At 70.0% G+C, this 15362-nt stretch carries 14 protein-coding genes and 1 tRNA gene; 8 read left to right on the top strand and 7 right to left on the bottom strand.

Going from position 1 to position 15362, the window contains the following annotated elements; translation table 11 throughout:
- Positions 1 to 48 precede the first annotated feature (48 nt).
- Genes AC5RW2_RS15810 through AC5RW2_RS15800 form a run of 3 tightly spaced genes read left to right on the top strand, consistent with a single transcriptional unit; the run spans position 49 to position 3049 of the window.
- Positions 49 to 1299 (top strand): NAD(P)/FAD-dependent oxidoreductase, encoded by a 1251-nt coding sequence (locus AC5RW2_RS15810; RefSeq protein ID WP_494049696.1) that lies wholly within the window; start codon positions 49 to 51, stop codon positions 1297 to 1299.
- Positions 1296 to 2240 (top strand): dihydropteroate synthase, encoded by a 945-nt coding sequence (folP, locus tag AC5RW2_RS15805; protein WP_494049695.1) that lies wholly within the window; start codon positions 1296 to 1298, stop codon positions 2238 to 2240. The genes AC5RW2_RS15810 and folP overlap by 4 nt, the downstream gene beginning before the upstream one ends.
- Positions 2237 to 3049 carry a pyrimidine reductase family protein gene (locus tag AC5RW2_RS15800; protein WP_494074186.1) on the top strand — a complete coding sequence of 271 codons (813 nt, stop codon included), beginning with the start codon at positions 2237 to 2239 and terminating at the stop codon, positions 3047 to 3049. Before folP ends, AC5RW2_RS15800 begins: the two co-directional genes overlap by 4 nt.
- Here the strand turns inward: AC5RW2_RS15800 and AC5RW2_RS15795 are convergent.
- The gene (locus AC5RW2_RS15795) at positions 2977 to 3882 is read right to left on the bottom strand and encodes a diacylglycerol kinase family protein (RefSeq protein WP_494074185.1); all 906 of its coding nucleotides are present in this window, start codon (positions 3880 to 3882) and stop codon (positions 2977 to 2979) included. The genes AC5RW2_RS15800 and AC5RW2_RS15795 overlap by 73 nt on opposite strands.
- A gap of 110 nt (positions 3883 to 3992) precedes the next feature.
- Between AC5RW2_RS15795 and AC5RW2_RS15790 the strand changes: the two genes are divergently transcribed.
- The 3 genes from AC5RW2_RS15790 (at position 3993) to AC5RW2_RS15780 (ending at position 6130) form a co-directional block, all read left to right on the top strand.
- Entirely contained in the window at positions 3993 to 4919 is a 927-nt protein-coding gene (locus AC5RW2_RS15790) for a J domain-containing protein (RefSeq protein ID WP_494022665.1), read from the top strand.
- Between the two features lie 85 nt (positions 4920 to 5004).
- The gene (locus AC5RW2_RS15785; protein WP_494049692.1) at positions 5005 to 5472 is read left to right on the top strand and encodes a tRNA (cytidine(34)-2'-O)-methyltransferase; all 468 of its coding nucleotides are present in this window, start codon (positions 5005 to 5007) and stop codon (positions 5470 to 5472) included.
- 73 nt (positions 5473 to 5545) lie between these two features.
- On the top strand, positions 5546 to 6130 hold the full coding sequence (locus tag AC5RW2_RS15780) for an anti-sigma factor (protein WP_494012532.1): 585 nt from the start codon (positions 5546 to 5548) through the stop codon (positions 6128 to 6130).
- 131 nt (positions 6131 to 6261) lie between these two features.
- On the opposite strand, the gene AC5RW2_RS15775 is transcribed toward AC5RW2_RS15780, so the two are convergent.
- The 4 genes from AC5RW2_RS15775 to AC5RW2_RS15760 all read right to left on the bottom strand — a co-directional run bounded on the left by AC5RW2_RS15775 (position 6262) and on the right by AC5RW2_RS15760 (position 10585).
- Positions 6262 to 7005, bottom strand: coding sequence for a PIG-L deacetylase family protein (locus tag AC5RW2_RS15775; RefSeq protein WP_494049691.1), 744 nt, complete (start codon positions 7003 to 7005; stop codon positions 6262 to 6264).
- 5 nt (positions 7006 to 7010) lie between these two features.
- Entirely contained in the window at positions 7011 to 7955 is a 945-nt protein-coding gene (locus AC5RW2_RS15770) for an electron transfer flavoprotein subunit alpha/FixB family protein (protein WP_494049690.1), read from the bottom strand.
- A 33-nt stretch (positions 7956 to 7988) separates the two neighbouring features.
- Positions 7989 to 8804, bottom strand: a complete 816-nt coding sequence (locus AC5RW2_RS15765; RefSeq protein WP_494000244.1) for an electron transfer flavoprotein subunit beta/FixA family protein — start codon at positions 8802 to 8804, stop codon at positions 7989 to 7991.
- A 206-nt stretch (positions 8805 to 9010) separates the two neighbouring features.
- A complete protein-coding gene (locus tag AC5RW2_RS15760; protein ID WP_494022662.1) occupies positions 9011 to 10585 on the bottom strand; it encodes a S1C family serine protease in 1575 nt (524 codons plus the stop codon).
- A gap of 340 nt (positions 10586 to 10925) precedes the next feature.
- On the opposite strand from AC5RW2_RS15760, the gene AC5RW2_RS15755 reads away from it, so the two are divergent.
- Both AC5RW2_RS15755 and AC5RW2_RS15750 read left to right on the top strand, forming a co-directional pair.
- Positions 10926 to 12986: a TPM domain-containing protein gene (locus AC5RW2_RS15755; protein WP_494049689.1), complete on the top strand. Its 2061-nt coding sequence runs from the start codon at positions 10926 to 10928 to the stop codon at positions 12984 to 12986.
- Between the two features lie 74 nt (positions 12987 to 13060).
- The gene (locus tag AC5RW2_RS15750) at positions 13061 to 13828 is read left to right on the top strand and encodes a PspA/IM30 family protein (RefSeq protein ID WP_494000247.1); all 768 of its coding nucleotides are present in this window, start codon (positions 13061 to 13063) and stop codon (positions 13826 to 13828) included.
- Between the two features lie 113 nt (positions 13829 to 13941).
- Here the strand turns inward: AC5RW2_RS15750 and AC5RW2_RS15745 are convergent, their stop codons facing one another.
- The gene (locus AC5RW2_RS15745) at positions 13942 to 15072 is read right to left on the bottom strand and encodes a hypothetical protein (protein ID WP_494049688.1); all 1131 of its coding nucleotides are present in this window, start codon (positions 15070 to 15072) and stop codon (positions 13942 to 13944) included.
- Positions 15073 to 15265: 193 nt separating this feature from the next.
- Positions 15266 to 15342 (bottom strand) — tRNA-Met (locus AC5RW2_RS15740).
- Between the last annotated feature and the right edge of the window lie 20 nt (positions 15343 to 15362).

Below are 15362 nucleotides of genomic sequence, written 5' to 3'. Positions count from 1 at the left end.
AGGGGGCGGACCCGCCGCGTGCCCGCCGGCACATGAAGGAGCGCTGCCATGGCTGGGAAACCGATCGTCATCGCCGGGGCCGGCCTGGCCGGTGCGACAGCGGCCAGGGAGCTGCGCAGCGGCGGCTTCAGCGACGAGATTGTGCTGGCCGGCGCCGAGGACCAGCCCCCTTATCTTCGTCCGCCGCTGTCCAAGGGCTTTCTGGCGGGCCGGGAGGATGAACAGTCGGGGCTCGTGCAGCAGCCCGACTGGTATGCGGAGCACGGCGTCCAACTGTTGCGCGGCACCACGGTGGAAGCCTTCGATCCCGCTGCGCGTACTGTCTCGCTCGCCGATGCGGGCACGCTGGAGTACTCGCAGCTGTTGCTGGCCACCGGGGCATCGCCGCGCAGGCTGGAGCTGCCCGGCGCCGGGCTGGGCGGCGTGCACTACCTGCGCACGCTGGCGGACAGCCGGGCCCTGCACGCCGTGCTGGCTTCCGGGGACCAGCGGCTGGTCGTGATCGGCATGGGCTGGATCGGCATGGAGGTTGCGGCCACGGCGCGCCAGCTCGGCAACGAGGTCACGGTCCTGGGCCGCGGCGACATCCCGCTCGCCCCCGCCCTGGGCGACGCCATCGGCAGCATCTTCGCCGATACCCACCGCCGCGAGGGCGTCCTGCTGCGCACCCGTCGCTGGCCGGTGGAAATTTTCGGCGAGGACGGCAACGGCGGGGAGGGCAGGGTCGCCGGCATTGTCCTGGACAACGGCGAGCGCCTGCCCGCCGACCTGGTCCTGGTGGCCATCGGCGCCGTCCCGAACACCGCCTTGGCCGAAGCTGCGGGGCTGGCCGTGTCCAGCGGCATTGACACCGACCAGACCCTGCGCACCTCCGCCGAGCATGTCTACGCTGCCGGCGACGTTGCCCATGCCTACCATCCCGGTTACGGCGGCCCGCTGCGCAGCGAGCACTGGGCGAACGCCCTGGCCCAAGGGAAGACCGCCGCTGCCGCCATGCTGGGCCAGGACGCGTCCAACGACGACATCCCGTACTTCTACACCGACCAGTTCGGGATCGGCATGGAGTACTCCGGCTATTTCCCCTGGTCGGCGCGGGGCGAGCCGGTGTTCCGGGGCAACCACCAGGACCTGGACTCATTGGAGTTCATCGCGTTCTGGCTGCGCGAGGGCAAGGTGGTGGCTGGTATGAATGTAAATATCTGGGACGTCCAGGAGCCCATCCAGGACCTGATCCGTTCCGGCCGCAGCGTCGATGCCGCGGACCTGTCCAATCCCGACAAGGAGCTGACCAGCCTGTGAGCCAGCCACTGACGACGCGGTCGCCGTCCAGCGCCTTCCTGCCCGAGCTGTACCACCCGGTGCACGACTTCGGTGTCCGACGGATCGACTTCCGCCGCCAGGTGGCGCTGATGGCCATCATCAACCGCACCCCCGACTCTTTCTACGACACCGGCCGCACCTTCACCCGGCGGGCCGCCATCGACGCCGCCCTGGCGGCGGTGGCCGCGGGCGCGGACTGGGTGGACATCGGCGGCGTGCCGTTCGCCCCGGGCCCGGCATTGTCAGCGCGGGAGGAAGCCGAGCGGGTTGTCCCGGTCATCGAGGCCGTGCGGGCCGGTTCGGACGCCATCATCTCCGCCGACACCTTCCTGCCCGAGGTGGCCGAAGCGAGCATCCGCGCCGGAGCCAACGTCATCAACGACACCACCGGATTGCACCACCCGGAGCTGGCGGCGGTCGTGGCGGAAGGCGGGGCGCATCTGGTCATCACGCACTCGCTCGCCGCCCCACGCACCGTCTTTCCCCGCCCCCGTTACGACGACGTGGTCGACGACGTCGCCGGGTTCCTGCGACGAAAGGTGCAGCTGGCCCTGGACCTGGGCATCCCGGCCGGGAAAATCATCGTCGACCCGGGCCACGACCTGAACAAGAACACGCTGCATTCGTTGGAAATCACCCGGCGCTTTGCCGAAATCGCGTCCCTCGGCTACCCGGCGCTGGCGGCGGTGTCCAACAAGGACTTCATCGGCGAGACGCTGGCGCAGCGCAAGCAGGAACGGCTCTCCGGCTCGCTGGCCGCAGCGGTCATGTGCATCATGAACGGGGCGCGGATCCTGCGCATGCACAACGTCGCGGAAGCCAGCTCCGCCATCCGCATGACCGAGGCCGTGATGGGCTGGCGGGAACCGTCCTGCCTGAGGCACAACATGGGCGACGTCAACGAACCGGCGGCGCCGTGACACGCCCGATCCGGCGCCTCCTGCCGCCTGGGCCGGAGCAGGCCACCGACCAGCAGCTGCTGGCCTGGTACGGCGATCTCCCCCGCTCCGGCCCGTGGGTCCGCTTTAATTTCGTGGCCAGCCTGGACGGCGCCTCGACCTATGCCGGCCGCTCCGGAACCCTGGGCGACGAGGTGGACCAGCGGGTCTTCCTGCTGTTGCGCAGGCTGGCCGATGTCCTGCTGGTCGGTGCCGGAACGATCCGGGCCGAAGGCTACGGCGGCGAGCTGCTCTCGGCGGAGTCTCAGGCGTGGCGCCTGGCCCGCGGCATGAGTGCGCATCCGCCTGTCGCCGTGGTCTCGGCGTCGCTGGACCTGGACCCGGGCAGCGCATTCTTCACCGCCGCGCCCGTGCGGCCGATCGTGCTGACCGGCGCCGCGTCGCCCGCGACCCGGCGCCGGGCGCTGGAACCGGTCGCCGACGTGCTCGACGCCGGCACCACCAGGGTGGAACCGGCGCGGGTGGTGAAGGCGCTGGCCGCCCGCGGCTACGAGCAGATCCACAGCGAAGGCGGGCCGCTTCTCTTCGGCAGCTTCCAGGCGGCGGGGCTGGTGGACGAGCTGTGCCTGACGATCAGCCCGGTGTTAACCGGCGGGGCCGCCAAGCGGATATCAGACCATGTTCCCGGCGCGCGCGAGTCGCTGCAGCGGCTTCAACTGCGGCAGGTGCTCGAGTCCGGGTCGATGCTGCTGTTGCGTTACACCGCCGCGGACAGCGCACCGGGGATTACGTCCACGGACACCGGCAGCCTCCCCACCCGCTCGCCGTAGGCGTAAGCGGTGACGCCGGCAGCCTCCAACCGGACCGTCCCGACCCGCTCGATGCGGACGGCCGGATGGCCGAGGTGCCGGCCGGCGTAGACGCGCGGAAAGATGCCGACTAAGGCCCGACGGGACAGTGGCGAGACGATGAACAGATCCAGCAAACCGTCGTCGTACGCCGCCCCCGGCACCACGCGCATCCCGCCGCCAAAGGAGCGGCCGTTCGCCACGGCGACGAGCATCGCGTCGACCTCCCGCGGCACGCCGTCCACGACCAGCCGGTAGCGGATGGGCCGGAAGGAGGCGAGTTCGCGCAGCATGGCCAGCGGATAGCACAGCCGGCCGCGGGGGAACCTCCAGCGGTTGGCACGGTCGTTGACGGCCGCATCGAAGCCGGCCGAGAGCACCCCGGCGAACCAGGCCGTGGACCCGTCCGGATGCGTCACCCGGCCCAGGTCCACCCTGCGCGGCTGCTCCAAGGCGTGCAGGAAATGCCCGACGGCGGCGGCCGGCCCGGCGGGCAGGCCGAACAGCCGGCCAAAGTCGTTTCCGGTGCCCGCCGGCACGATGCCCAGCGGAACCTGTGTGCCCGCCAGCGCGTTGACTGCTAAGTGAACCATTCCGTCACCGCCCACCACCAGGAGGGCGGAGACCCCGCGGCGCAGCGCGCCGGCGACCAGGTCGGCGAGCGCGGCCCCCGTTTCCGCCCGCAGCTCGACGGCGGGGCGGCCACGCCGGGCGAGCTCGGCCATGACCTCCGCTCCCGCACCGGCGGCCGTTCCAAAGGACGCACGGGGGTTGACCGCGACGGCGATCGGCGCAGAGGACGGCAGCGAGGTCACAGCAGATCATTGTGGCATCGCGGCGGCCCGCGGTCGCGGTACGACACAGGCGGCCGGCAGTTACACTTGGCTTCGCGCAGGACTCCCGAGACCCGACAGAGAGGCGGCCGGTGATTCCCCTATCCCACTACGACGTCCTGGGGTTGCCGGTTAATGCCACGGCGCACCAGATCAAGGCCGCGTACCGCCGGGCCGCCCGCGCCACGCACCCGGACCATGGCGGGGATGCCGCCGAGTTCCGCCGCGTCAGCCAGGCCTACGAAGTCCTCAGCAACCCGCAGGCCAGGTCCCGCTACGACCGTTCCTACGGTGCCGCCGGCCCGGGCGCCCCGACGGACAGCACCGGAACCTTCGCGGCCGGCCCCGGCCCCCGGCACTCTGCGCCCGGACAACGCGGCCCGTCGGCGTCGGACTCCCCCGTCTATGTTCCCGCCTACGGCTCCCCGGACGAATCCCCCGCATTGCCGGAGAACATCGCCCGCCAACACATCCATGGGGCGCCGCGGAAGCGTGGCATCTTCGGCGCCGGGGCCCGGCTGCGGCGCGAGGCGCTGACGGCGCAGCTGATCAGCCGGCAGATCCTGCCGGCCATCCCGTCCGCACGGCTGGTCAACGGCTTGCACTCGCCGGCGGACAACGGCTTCATCGACCACGCGCTGTTGGCAGGCTACCGGCTGGCACTGATTGATTCGATGCTGCTGCCGCGGGGGAATTTCCGCTGGGACGGCCGCACCCTGCACAAGGACGGACGGATCGTGGAACCGCCGAGGCTGGCACCGGCGGTGCGCAGGATGCAGGAACTGTTTCCGGAGCTCAATGTCACCGGTTGGACGGTGATCCACTCCGCCGACGGGAACCTCCACGAACCGGTGATCGATTACACGCGCGGCTACGACCCGGACGGGATCGTCCCGGTGCACGTGGTCAACGCGGCGCGGCTGGTGCGCGAGCTCAAACAGTTCCTGTCCTCCGGCCCGGCGCCAAACACCGTGCACGTCCCCTCGCTCGCGAAGTTGCTGGGCGGCATGCACGCCTGACGGCGTGCTTCTCCGCCCCCCGGGCGCTGCTCCGCCCGCCAGCCGGATGCCGGGCCGCGGCTGAGGCGCGTTTAGGATGTAATCCGTGTTCCGCATCCTCTTCTACGCCCCCGAAATCCCCGGCAATACCGGCAACGCCATCCGGCTGGCCGCGGTCACCGGAGCCGAACTGCATCTGGTCGAGCCGCTGGGCTTCACCTTCGAAGACTCCAAGCTGCGCCGCGCCGGGCTGGACTACCACGATCTTGCCGTGGTCCGGGTCCACGCGGATCTGGAGGCTGCGTGGGACGCCCTGCAGCCGGAACAGGTCTTCGCTTTTGCGTCCGACGGGGAGCGTTCCTATACGGACGTCGCCTACGCTCCCGGCGACGTGCTGATGTTCGGGCCGGAGTCGGTCGGGCTGCCGGCATCGGTCAAACAGGATCCGCACGTCACGGCGCGGCTGCGCCTGCCCATGCTTCCGTCGCTGCGGTCGCTGAACCTGGCCAACGCGGCCTCCATCGCCGTCTATGAGGCGTGGCGGCAGCACGGTTTTGCCGGGGCCAAACTGTAGCGCCACGCTGTGCGGTGCGGCGGCGTGTCGGGCTGGACCCTGCCTTCGGCGGGGACGGATAGACTTGAATCCTATGGATACGCCCCAGCCATCTGATCGCCTGGCCAGCCCCGGTAACTCCCCCGGGGACAACGACTACGCACCGGATGACGATGCCTCCGTGCTGCACGCCGACCAGCTCACCGGCGGATCGGAAGACGCCGAGCGGCGGCCGATGCCGGCCGTCACGAAGTGGCTGCTGCTTGCCCTGGCCGCCGTCGTCGTGGTGGTGGGGGCCATCGCCGTAGCGAAAACCGTGGGCGGAACCTCGGACCAGGACGTCACGGCTGCCGCGGACGTCGTCGCCAGCCAGCAGGAACTGGAGGGAGGCGGCACCGTGGATGCCTCGGTGTCGCTCCGCGAGAACGCCGCCGTCCTGACGTTCCACGGCGTCCAGGCGTCCGAGGGGCGCACGTACCAGGTCTGGCGGCTTCCGGTGGACGGTTCGGCGCCGGTGTCGGCCGGCACCATCGACGCCGCCGACATCACCTCGGGCAAGCCGGTGGTAATCGACGGCATCTCCACCAGCCGCGAACTGGCCGTCTCCATCGAGGCACCCGGCGGAGCGGAATCGCCCCGCCTGCCGTTCGCCGTCGTCATTCCGCTCGCCACGCCGTAGCCCGGCGCCGCCGGCCACCTGCCGAGGCACGGGCGCACGCACCCGGCGCGACCGGCCATTGTGACGCCGTGGGGGCGCAGGTCTCCCACCGTGCCGGCGTGAGCGGCAGATCGGCCGGCGGGCGGCCTGCGTCAGAATCCGGCGATGGTTTCCGGGGTATTGATCCCCACCACGTGGAAGGCTTCGGCGCTGCGTCCGGGCAGGCCGCCGCGCATGGCGTTCTCCGCCAGGTTCTGGCGTACACGGGCGTCCATGGCGGCCAGGTCTGGGTGTTGGCTCGCGTGGATCCTGATGGCGGCCAGCTTCGTGTCGACGTGGTCGGTGATGTCCACGTAGTGGTTCTCGCGTTCCCGCGGCCCGCCGTAGAACCACAGGAACGGCACCTTGTAGGCGGCCAGCCCTGCCTCGAGCAGTTCGGGATAGGCGTACGGGTTTTCCACGGCCGGGTAGATCGCGCGGGTGACGATTTCTCCGCAGGCCAGATGGTCCGGGTGGCTCTTTTGGATCCGGTCCCAGGCACGCTCCGAGTGCATGGACAGCACGATGTCGGGCCGGATGCGGCGCATCAGCTCCACCACCTGGCGGATCACCTCGTGGGTGGGCTCCAGGTAGCCGTCTGGCTGATGCAGGAAATGCAGGTCGGTGACGCCGGCCAGCGCCGCGGCCTTGGCCTGCTCGGCCGCCCGCAGTTCGACGATGCCGGCGCGCTGGGCGTCGTCAAAGCCGCCGGCGTCGCCGTCGGTCATGATGCAGTAGCTGACTTCAACGCCCGCCGCGGTCCAGCGGGCAATGGTGCCGGCGGCCCCGAAGTCCAGGTCGTCGGGGTGCGCGGCAAAGACCAGGACGCGTGCCGGCTGGAATTCCTCAACCGTCACCGCCGCTAGCCCTTCCGCCGGCGGATCTCGGCGGCGGCCTGCGGCAAGACGGTGGCCAGGTCGCCCACGATGCCGAAGTCGGCGATCTCGAAGACCGGCGAGTCGGCGTCGTTGTTGACCGCAACAATCACCTTGGCGGTCTGCATGCCGGCCTTCTGCTGGATGGCCCCGGAGATGCCCGCGGAAATGTAGAGCTGGGGCGAGACGGTCTTGCCGGTCTGGCCGACCTGCGCCGAGTGCTCGATCCAGCCGGCATCGGTGGCGGCCCGGGAGGCACCCACCGCCCCGCCGAGCGCGTCGGCCAGGTCTTCGATCGGCGCGAAATCGCCGCCGGTGCCGCGGCCCCCGGCCACGACGACGCGTGCCTCGGTCAGGTCAGGACGGCCGGTGGCGGTCTTCTCGGTGCGTTCGGTGATGCGGGCGGCGGGGCCGAAGTCCCCCGCGTCGACCGTCACGACCTGCGGCGCCGCGGCCTGGGCCGCCGGCGCCTCGGCCACAACATTGGCCTTCACGGTGATGACCGGCGTGCCTTCGGTGACGTTGGCCTGCACGGTATAGGCGCCGGCCAGCACGCTCTTGGTGACCGTCAGGTCCGCCGAGACGTCGATGGCGTCGGTGATGACCCCGGATGACAGCTTGATGCCGGCCCGTGCGGCGATCTCCTTGCCTTCGAACGTGTTGTCCAGCAGCACCGCAGCCGGAGGGGCCTGGCGCACGGCCGCCGCCAGGAAGGCGGCCTTCGGGGCCACCAGGGCGCCGTCCACGTCCGCGGCCGGCAGGTAGACGGTGCCCACGCCGTACTCCCCGAGCTCGGTCCGCAGGGCGTCGGTGAGATCGCCGTTAAATGCTGCCACCGGTTCTCCGATGTTGCGGGCGAGCGTGAGCAGTTCCCGGTGGATCTTGTGCAGGGCGTGACCGGGACGGTCGATGAAGACAAGAACAGTAGTCATGGTGCCGATATCCTTCGCGGTTTCCGTGGCGGACTAGAGCAGGTTCTGGGCGGCCAGGAAGTCCACCAGGCGGATCCCGGCGTCGCCCTCATCGGTGATGATGGTGCCCTGCGACCGCGGCGGCCGCGCTTCTGCCTTGGCGACGGCGGTCCAGGCACCCGCCGTGCCGACCGCGCCGGGTTCGATGCCCAAATCCGCCAGCGACACGGTGGCCACGGGCTTTTTCTTGGCGGCGATGATGCCCTTGAAGTTCGGGTAACGCGGTTCGTTAATCTGGTCGGTGACCGATACCACCGCGGGGAGTTCCGCTTCCAGGCTGTCGGCGTGGGTATCGCCGTCCCGACGGGCGCGCACGGTGGTCCCGTCGACCTCCAGGCTGGCGGCGAAGGTCAGCTGCGGCAGGCCCAGGCGCTCGGCCAGCTGCGCCGGAACCAGCGAGGTTTCGCCGTCGGTGGATGCCATCCCGGTGAGCACCAGGTCGATGTCGCCGAGGCTGCGGACGGCGGCCGCCAGCACCAGCGACGTCCCGGCGGCGTCCGAGCCGGCCAGGGCATCGTCGTTTACGTGCATGCCTTCGGTGGCGCCGATCTGGAGCGCCTTCTTCACGGCGGTGGCCGCTGCTGCCGGGCCCATGCTCAGTGCGATGACCCGGTTCCCGGCCTTCGGGCCGCCGCGCTCCTCCGCCAGCTGCAGGGCGGCTTCGATGGCGTATTCGTCCAGTTCGGACAGGATGCTCTCCGAGCGGTCCACCGTTGCCGGATCGCCGGTCAGGTGCCGGTCGAACTGTGCGTCCGGTACGTGCTTGACCAGCACCACGATGTTCAAGGCTGTGCCTGCTGCTTTTTGCATCCTCGCTGAACTTCCTTCCGCCGTCCACGGCCCGCGCGGGTGTTGCGGGCCGCTGCAAACACCCTAACCTTACCGGCATCGCCGCGGCGGTAAACACCTGCGGGGCCGCCGCCTGCGCCACGGCAAACCCCACGGCGGTAAACACCTGCGGGGCTGCCGGTGTGCGCCGTCCCGGTGAGGGCTGGTGCCTCACCGGGGACGTGCGGTCAGGCCTGGCCTTCGCCCAGGGTCACGTCGACGGTGCGTTCTTCGCCGCCACGCAGGTAGGTGACCTGCACGGTGCTGCCGGCGGCGTGTTCGCGGATGGCCGCGGTCAAGGACTGGCTGTCGTCAATGACTCGGTTTTCCACCCGGGTGATGACGTCGCCCTTTTGCAGGCCGGCCTCCTTGGCGGGCGATCCCTCAACCACCTCCACGACGGCCGCCCCCACCGAGAACTGGGTGTTGCCGGAGGAGTTGCCGGAGGGCTTGGCCGTCACCGTCACACCGAGTTGGCCGTGGCTCGCCGTCCCGTCTTCGATCAGGTCCTGGGCGATCCGCTGCGCGTAGTTGCTGGGGATGGAAAAGCCCACGCCGATGCTGCCGCTGTCTTCGCCCGAGGAAGCGATGGCCACGTTGACGCCGATGACCTCTCCGTTGGTGTTCACGAGCGGACCGCCCGAGTTGCCATGGTTGATCGCCGCGTCGGTCTGGATGACGTTCAGGAAAATGCTGCCCTGGTTCGAGGACCGTTCCTCGCCGGGGAACTGGAAGTTCCACTGGTCGCCCGGGCCCGGCTGGGCACTGTCGCCTGAATTTTCCGGCACGGCGGAGGACGAGACGCTGATGGTGCGGCTCAAGGTGGACACGATGCCGTCGGTGACGGTGCCCGCCAGGCCCAGCGGCGCTCCGATGGCAATGGTGGTGTCGCCGACGTTGAGCTTGTCGGAGTCGGCAAACGTCGCGGGCGTGAGGCCCTTGGCATTGATCTTGATCACGGCCAGGTCCGACAAGGGATCGGTGCCGACCACCTTGGCCTTGTGCACGCCGCCGTCGCTGGTGCGCACCTCGACGTCGGGATTAGCCGTCTGGCCGCCCAGCGTCACCACGTGCGCGTTGGTGAGGATATGCCCCTCCGTGTCCAGGATGATGCCCGATCCTGATCCCCCGGTGTTGCCGCTGGCCACCGAGATCGTCACCACGCTCGGCGAGGCCTTGGCCGCCGCGGCGGTGATCTCGTTGACCGAGTCCGTGTTGTTCACGATCAGCTGCTCCGGACCGCTGCCGGTGATGGAGGTGCCCGCCGAGCCGTCCGCCAGCGCCTGCGAACCCACGGCGACTCCACCGCCGGCCAGGCCTGCCAGCAACATGCCGGCGATCAGCGTCCCGGTGCCAAAGCGTTTCCTGGCGCCCGCCCCGGCACGCTGCCCGCCTGCCGGGTTTCCGTAGCCGTTCCCCTGCCCGTGGCTGCCGCTCCCGTATCCGGGGGTGTGGCCCTGTCCCCCGTAGCCGCCTGGACTGCCGGCGTTCTCCGGGCCGTAGGACGGCACGGCATACTGGCCAAACGTGCCCGGGGCGTGCTGGCCGTACTGAGGCTGCTGCGGGGTGTGGTGTTGGGGCTCCTGCCGGGCCTGGTCTTGCGCCGAAACCTGCCGCGCAGCTTCCGGTGCCGGGCGACGGAACCGCTGGGTCTCGTCGGCTGCCGCCGGCTGCTCCCCGGCACGGAAGGCCGGCGGATTCTGCGGCAACGGTGGCATCGGCCGGGCGGGCCGCTGCTGCGGCTCCTGGTTGTTCTCGCTCATGGCAGGTCCTTTCTTGGTCTGCATTCCACTATGCACGGCTTCGCTGGGATAACGTCGCACGTTTCCTGTAAGGAATCTGGAAACCAGCCGTATGCCGGCGGCGGGGCGCGGCCCCGCCGGAAGCCTCCGCACGCCCGCCCGCAGGGTCAAACGGTGTATCGCAGTCCTCCACATGCGGCGGAGGAGCTGCTCGAGTGTTCGCCGCGGGCGGAGGGCTGTGGTGGACGGTGCCAAACGCAGGACCATAGAATCACGAGTGGGTGGATCCGCCCCGCCCGGGGCCAGGACCACGCCGATGAGCCGGGGCGCCACGGCCCCAGCTGCTGCTGAAGGGACCTTTATGCGCTCACCGTTCAGGCGTCTGGCGGCCGTAGCCGGCCTGACGGCAGTCTTCCTCGCGCCCGCAGCGCTGGCGCACGCGGTGCCGCCGGTCGACATTCCGCCGGGCGAGTTCGTGGTGGACCAGGCCGGTGTGCTCGGTGCCCGGACGGCCGAGGTCGAGGACGCAGTACGCGAGCTGCAGCAGTCCGAAGGCCTGAACGTCTACATCGTCTTCGTGGATGAATTCACCGAACCGGCCGACCGCAAGCAGTGGGTGCTGGAGATGGCCGAGCTCAACTCGCTGGGCTCCGTCGACAGCTTGCTGGCCGTTGCCGTCGACGGCCGCGAATACCTGTTCCAGTCGGCCGAGGGCAACCCCGTCGTCTCCCGGGACCAGAACATCGCGCAATCCATCCGGCCTGCCCTCGGCGAAGCGGACTGGGCAGGGGCCGCGCTGACCGCCGTGGCGGCGGTCGAGGACGCCGCCACCGGCGGTGACGGTTCCGTCGGATCCGGTGGCGGCTCGCTGGGCCCGGTGCTGCTCATTGGCGGCGTCGTGGTGGTGGGCGGCGGCGCGGCACTGCTGTATGCCCGATCCAAGCGAAACAAGAACCAGCGCCCGCAGCCTCAGCTGCAGACCGGCCCCGACGGGCGGCCGCTGGATCCGCATGACGCCATGTCCGTGGAGGACCTTCGCAAGAAGGCCGGCAGCCTGCTGGTGGCCGCCGACGACGCGATCAAATCGAGCGAGCAGGAACTGGGCTTCGCCATGGCCCAGTACGGGGACGAAGCCGTGCAGCCGTTCCGCCAGGACATCACCGCGGCCAAGTCCCACATGATGGAGTCTTTCAAACTGCAGCAGCAGCTCGATGACCATATTCCGGACACCGAAGAAGAGCAGCGCGCCTGGCTGGGCGACATCATCCGCCGCTGTGAGGCAGTCAACGATTCCCTCCAGGCACACAAAGAGGACTTCGACGCGCTGCGGGAGCTGGAAAAAACCGCACCGCAGGCGCTTGAGCAGGCTCGGGCCGCCGCCCGGGAAACCCGCGGCAGGCTGGACGACGGCACGGCCCGGCTGGAACAGCTTCGCGCCCGCTTCGCCGACAGCGCGCTGCAACAGGTCGCCGACAACATCGGCCAGGCCGGGGAACGGCTGGATTTCGTCGAGAACGCGGCCGACACCGCGCAGGACAAGCTCGACGAAGGAGACCGCAGCGCCGCCGTGATCGCCGTGCGCGCGGCCGAGGAGAGCCTGCACCAGGCCAACATCCTGTTGGAGGCCATCGCCAGGACGGCCAAGGACCTCGAGGACGCCCGGCAGAGCATGGAACGCAGCATCGCCGACGCGACCCAGGACATCGCCCAGGCCAGGGCCATCATCGCCTCCGGGCAGCACCCCGAGCTTGCCGGCCCCTTGGCCGGGCTGGAGGCGGCCGTGTCCGCCGTCCGGCAGGAGGTCGCCGGGGGACGCATCGATCCGATCATGATGGTGCAGCGGCTGGAGGCAGCCATGGAGCCCTTGGATGCCTCGCTCTCCGGGATCCGGGACGCCCAGGACCGCAACCGGCGTGCCCGCGAGGCCCTGCAGCACGCCATCATGTCCGCGCAGGCCCAGATCTCCGGCACCTCGGATTACATCCAGGCGCGGCGCGGCGGCGTTCGCAGCGAGGCACGCACCCGGCTGGCGGAGGCGGAACGGAATCTCGACCATGCGCTGGCCATCGCCGACTCGGATCCGGAGCAGGCGCTCAACTACGCCCGCCAAGCCAATGCCCTGGCGCAGCAGGCCAGCCAGATGGCCCAGGAGGATGTGGACGGTTTCGGCGGCGGCATGGGCGGCTTCGGCGGCGGCGGAATGTTCGGCGGTCGGGGCGGCGGCCTGGGCGGGGCAATCCTCGGCGGCATCCTCATCGATTCCATCCTGCACGGCGGACACGGCTCGCACGGCGGCGGCGGGATCTTCGGTGGCGGCGGAGGCGGTGACGTTTTCGGCGGCGGCGGCTTCGGCGGTTTCGGCGGCGGCGGCGGCGGCTTCGGTGGCTTCGGCGACGGCGGCGGAGCCGGCGGCGGTTTCTAGACCAGACAGACCGGGCAGCCGTCCTGGCTGCTTGGAAGGCAAAGTTCGAGTAATCCCGATCGAAAGGCATCACCGTGGTAAAGCACTCAATTTTCGGCCGCATGGCACAGTTGGCCAAGGCAAACATCAACGCGCTGCTCGACCAGGCGGAGGATCCGCAGAAGATGCTGGACCAGATGGTCCGCGACTACACGAACAACATTGCCGAAGCCGAAAGCGCCGTTGCGCAGACCATCGGCAACCTGCGCATGCTGCAGGACGACTACAACGAAGACCTCGAGAACGCCCGCAGCTGGGGTGCCAAGGCCTTGGCCGCCAGCCGAAAGGCCGATGAGTACCGCACCTCGGGCCACGCCGCCGACGCCGAGAAGTTCGACAACCTCGCGAAGGTGGCAATCCAGCGCCAGATCTCCTCGGAGAACGAAGCCAAGGGCGCCGAGCCCACGATCTCCTCGCAGACCGAAATCGTGGAAAAGCTCAAGCAGGGACTCAACCAGATGAAGTCCAAGCTCAATGAGCTGCAGAACAAGCGCGACGAGCTGATCGCGCGCGCCAAGACCGCGCAGGCCCAGTCGCAGGTCCACGACGCCATCAAGAGCATCGACATTCTCGACCCGACCAGCGAAGTCGGCCGCTTCGAGGAGAAGATCCGCCGCGAGGAAGCAAAGGTACGCGGCCAGGCCGAGCTGGCCGCTTCCAGCCTGGATGCCCAGTTCGAGAGCCTGGAAGACCTCGGCGAGCAGACGGAGGTTGAGGCGCGGTTGGCAGCCCTTAAGTCCGGGACCGGCCCCGCCCCGTCGTCGCTGGAGGCCGGCAAGGAAGCTACCTCAGAGAGCTACTGAGCACCAGCCCTCCGGCCGCCCCGGCATGAATGGCTCCGGGCCGCACCTTCCGGTGTGGCCCGGAGCCATTCCTGTCGAACCGGGTCCTTTTTTCCGGGGGCGGTGCGATCGCGTTAACGGCGCGGCTTCACGGCCCGGAGAAGGCTGCGGCCGGTGAAACGGGCGGGTCCGGAGGCGCGGATCTGCGCGCGGCGAAGGGCCTTGGGGTTGTAGTGCCGGGGACGGTGCTCGACTGCGTCCGACACGCCGGCGCCCCGCCCCCGCGGCGCCGAAGCCACTCCCCCGTCCTGCTCTGGCGACGGACGACGGCGGGAGCCCGCCCGGGACGCCGCCGGAGCCGGCTGTGCGGCGGGCGCCGCGGCCGGAGCAGGGGTGGCGGGCGCCGCGGCCGGAGCAGGGGTGGCGGCCCGGTCGTGCCCGGACTCAGGTTCCGGGGGCCCGGGACGCCGCCTGCGCAGCAGGAGCCAGCCGATCAATGCAAGGTAGGCAGTTGGAACCAACCAGGCGGGGACGGCGTACAGCACATCGGTAAGCAACCCGTGGACCCCGTGCGCGGCATCGATCAGCCGGTCCTCGACCTGGTGCCCCGCGGCATTCCGGACAGCAAAGAAGGCGTAGTAGGCGGTGCCCAGCCCGGCGAGCAGCAGCAGGTAGCCCTGGGCTCTTTCCAGCACCGGCCAGGCTTCGGGCCATCGCCGGCCGGCAGCGGCCCCGACCGAGGACGCTGCGGCGCACAGCAGGCCGAAACCGGCGAGCAGGCCCAGGACGTAGGCGGCCACGCCGGCGACAGGGGCTTCCGCGCCGCCCTGCTCCCCGGCCGCGGCCAGCAACTCCGGCAGCTGTGGCGCGAGCGAGGCCAGCCCGATCACGGCACCGGCAACAGCCATCGCGCTGAGCCGGACGAACGATCCCCCTCCCGCCGCCGCTGCCTGCAACAGCCGGACCCGCCCGCCGGCCACCAGGAAGGACGCGAGCAGGACCACCAACATCCCGGTCCCGGCCGAAATGTAGGCCAGGGCCCCGGCATGGGTCGCCGGATTACCTGCCGCCAGGAGCGCCAACGAGAACGACGTCGTGTAGCCGCCGGTCAAGACAAGAGCCGTCACGGCGGACCGGCGCACGGCGTCAGCGGCCGTGCTGTGCCAGCTGCTGCCGGCGACCATTAGGAGCCACGCCGGCAACAGGAGCAGGCTGCAGGGGTTGAACAGGGCTGCCACTCCGGCGGCCAGGGCGTAGCTGCTCACTGATTCCAGCATGGGACAACAACGATCTTTCCGAGGGAAAATCGGGGACGGGTGAAACCATAATACCGTCGGGGTTGTGGCCTCGGTCACTAGCCCGCCTGGCTTGCGGCCCCCGGGCACAGCCGGTCCGGCTTGCGGCATCGGGGCACGCAAAAGCCCCGCCCGACATGACATCGGACGGGGCCCTTGCTCTTGGTTGCGGGGAGAGGATTTGAACCTCTGACCTCTGGGTTATGAGCCCAGCGAGCTACCGAACTGCTCCACCCCGCGGCGCAGTGAATACATTACCG

The organism is Arthrobacter sp. B0316-1-20, assembly GCF_059091865.1.
This window is presented reverse-complemented; position numbering and strand designations above follow the sequence as displayed.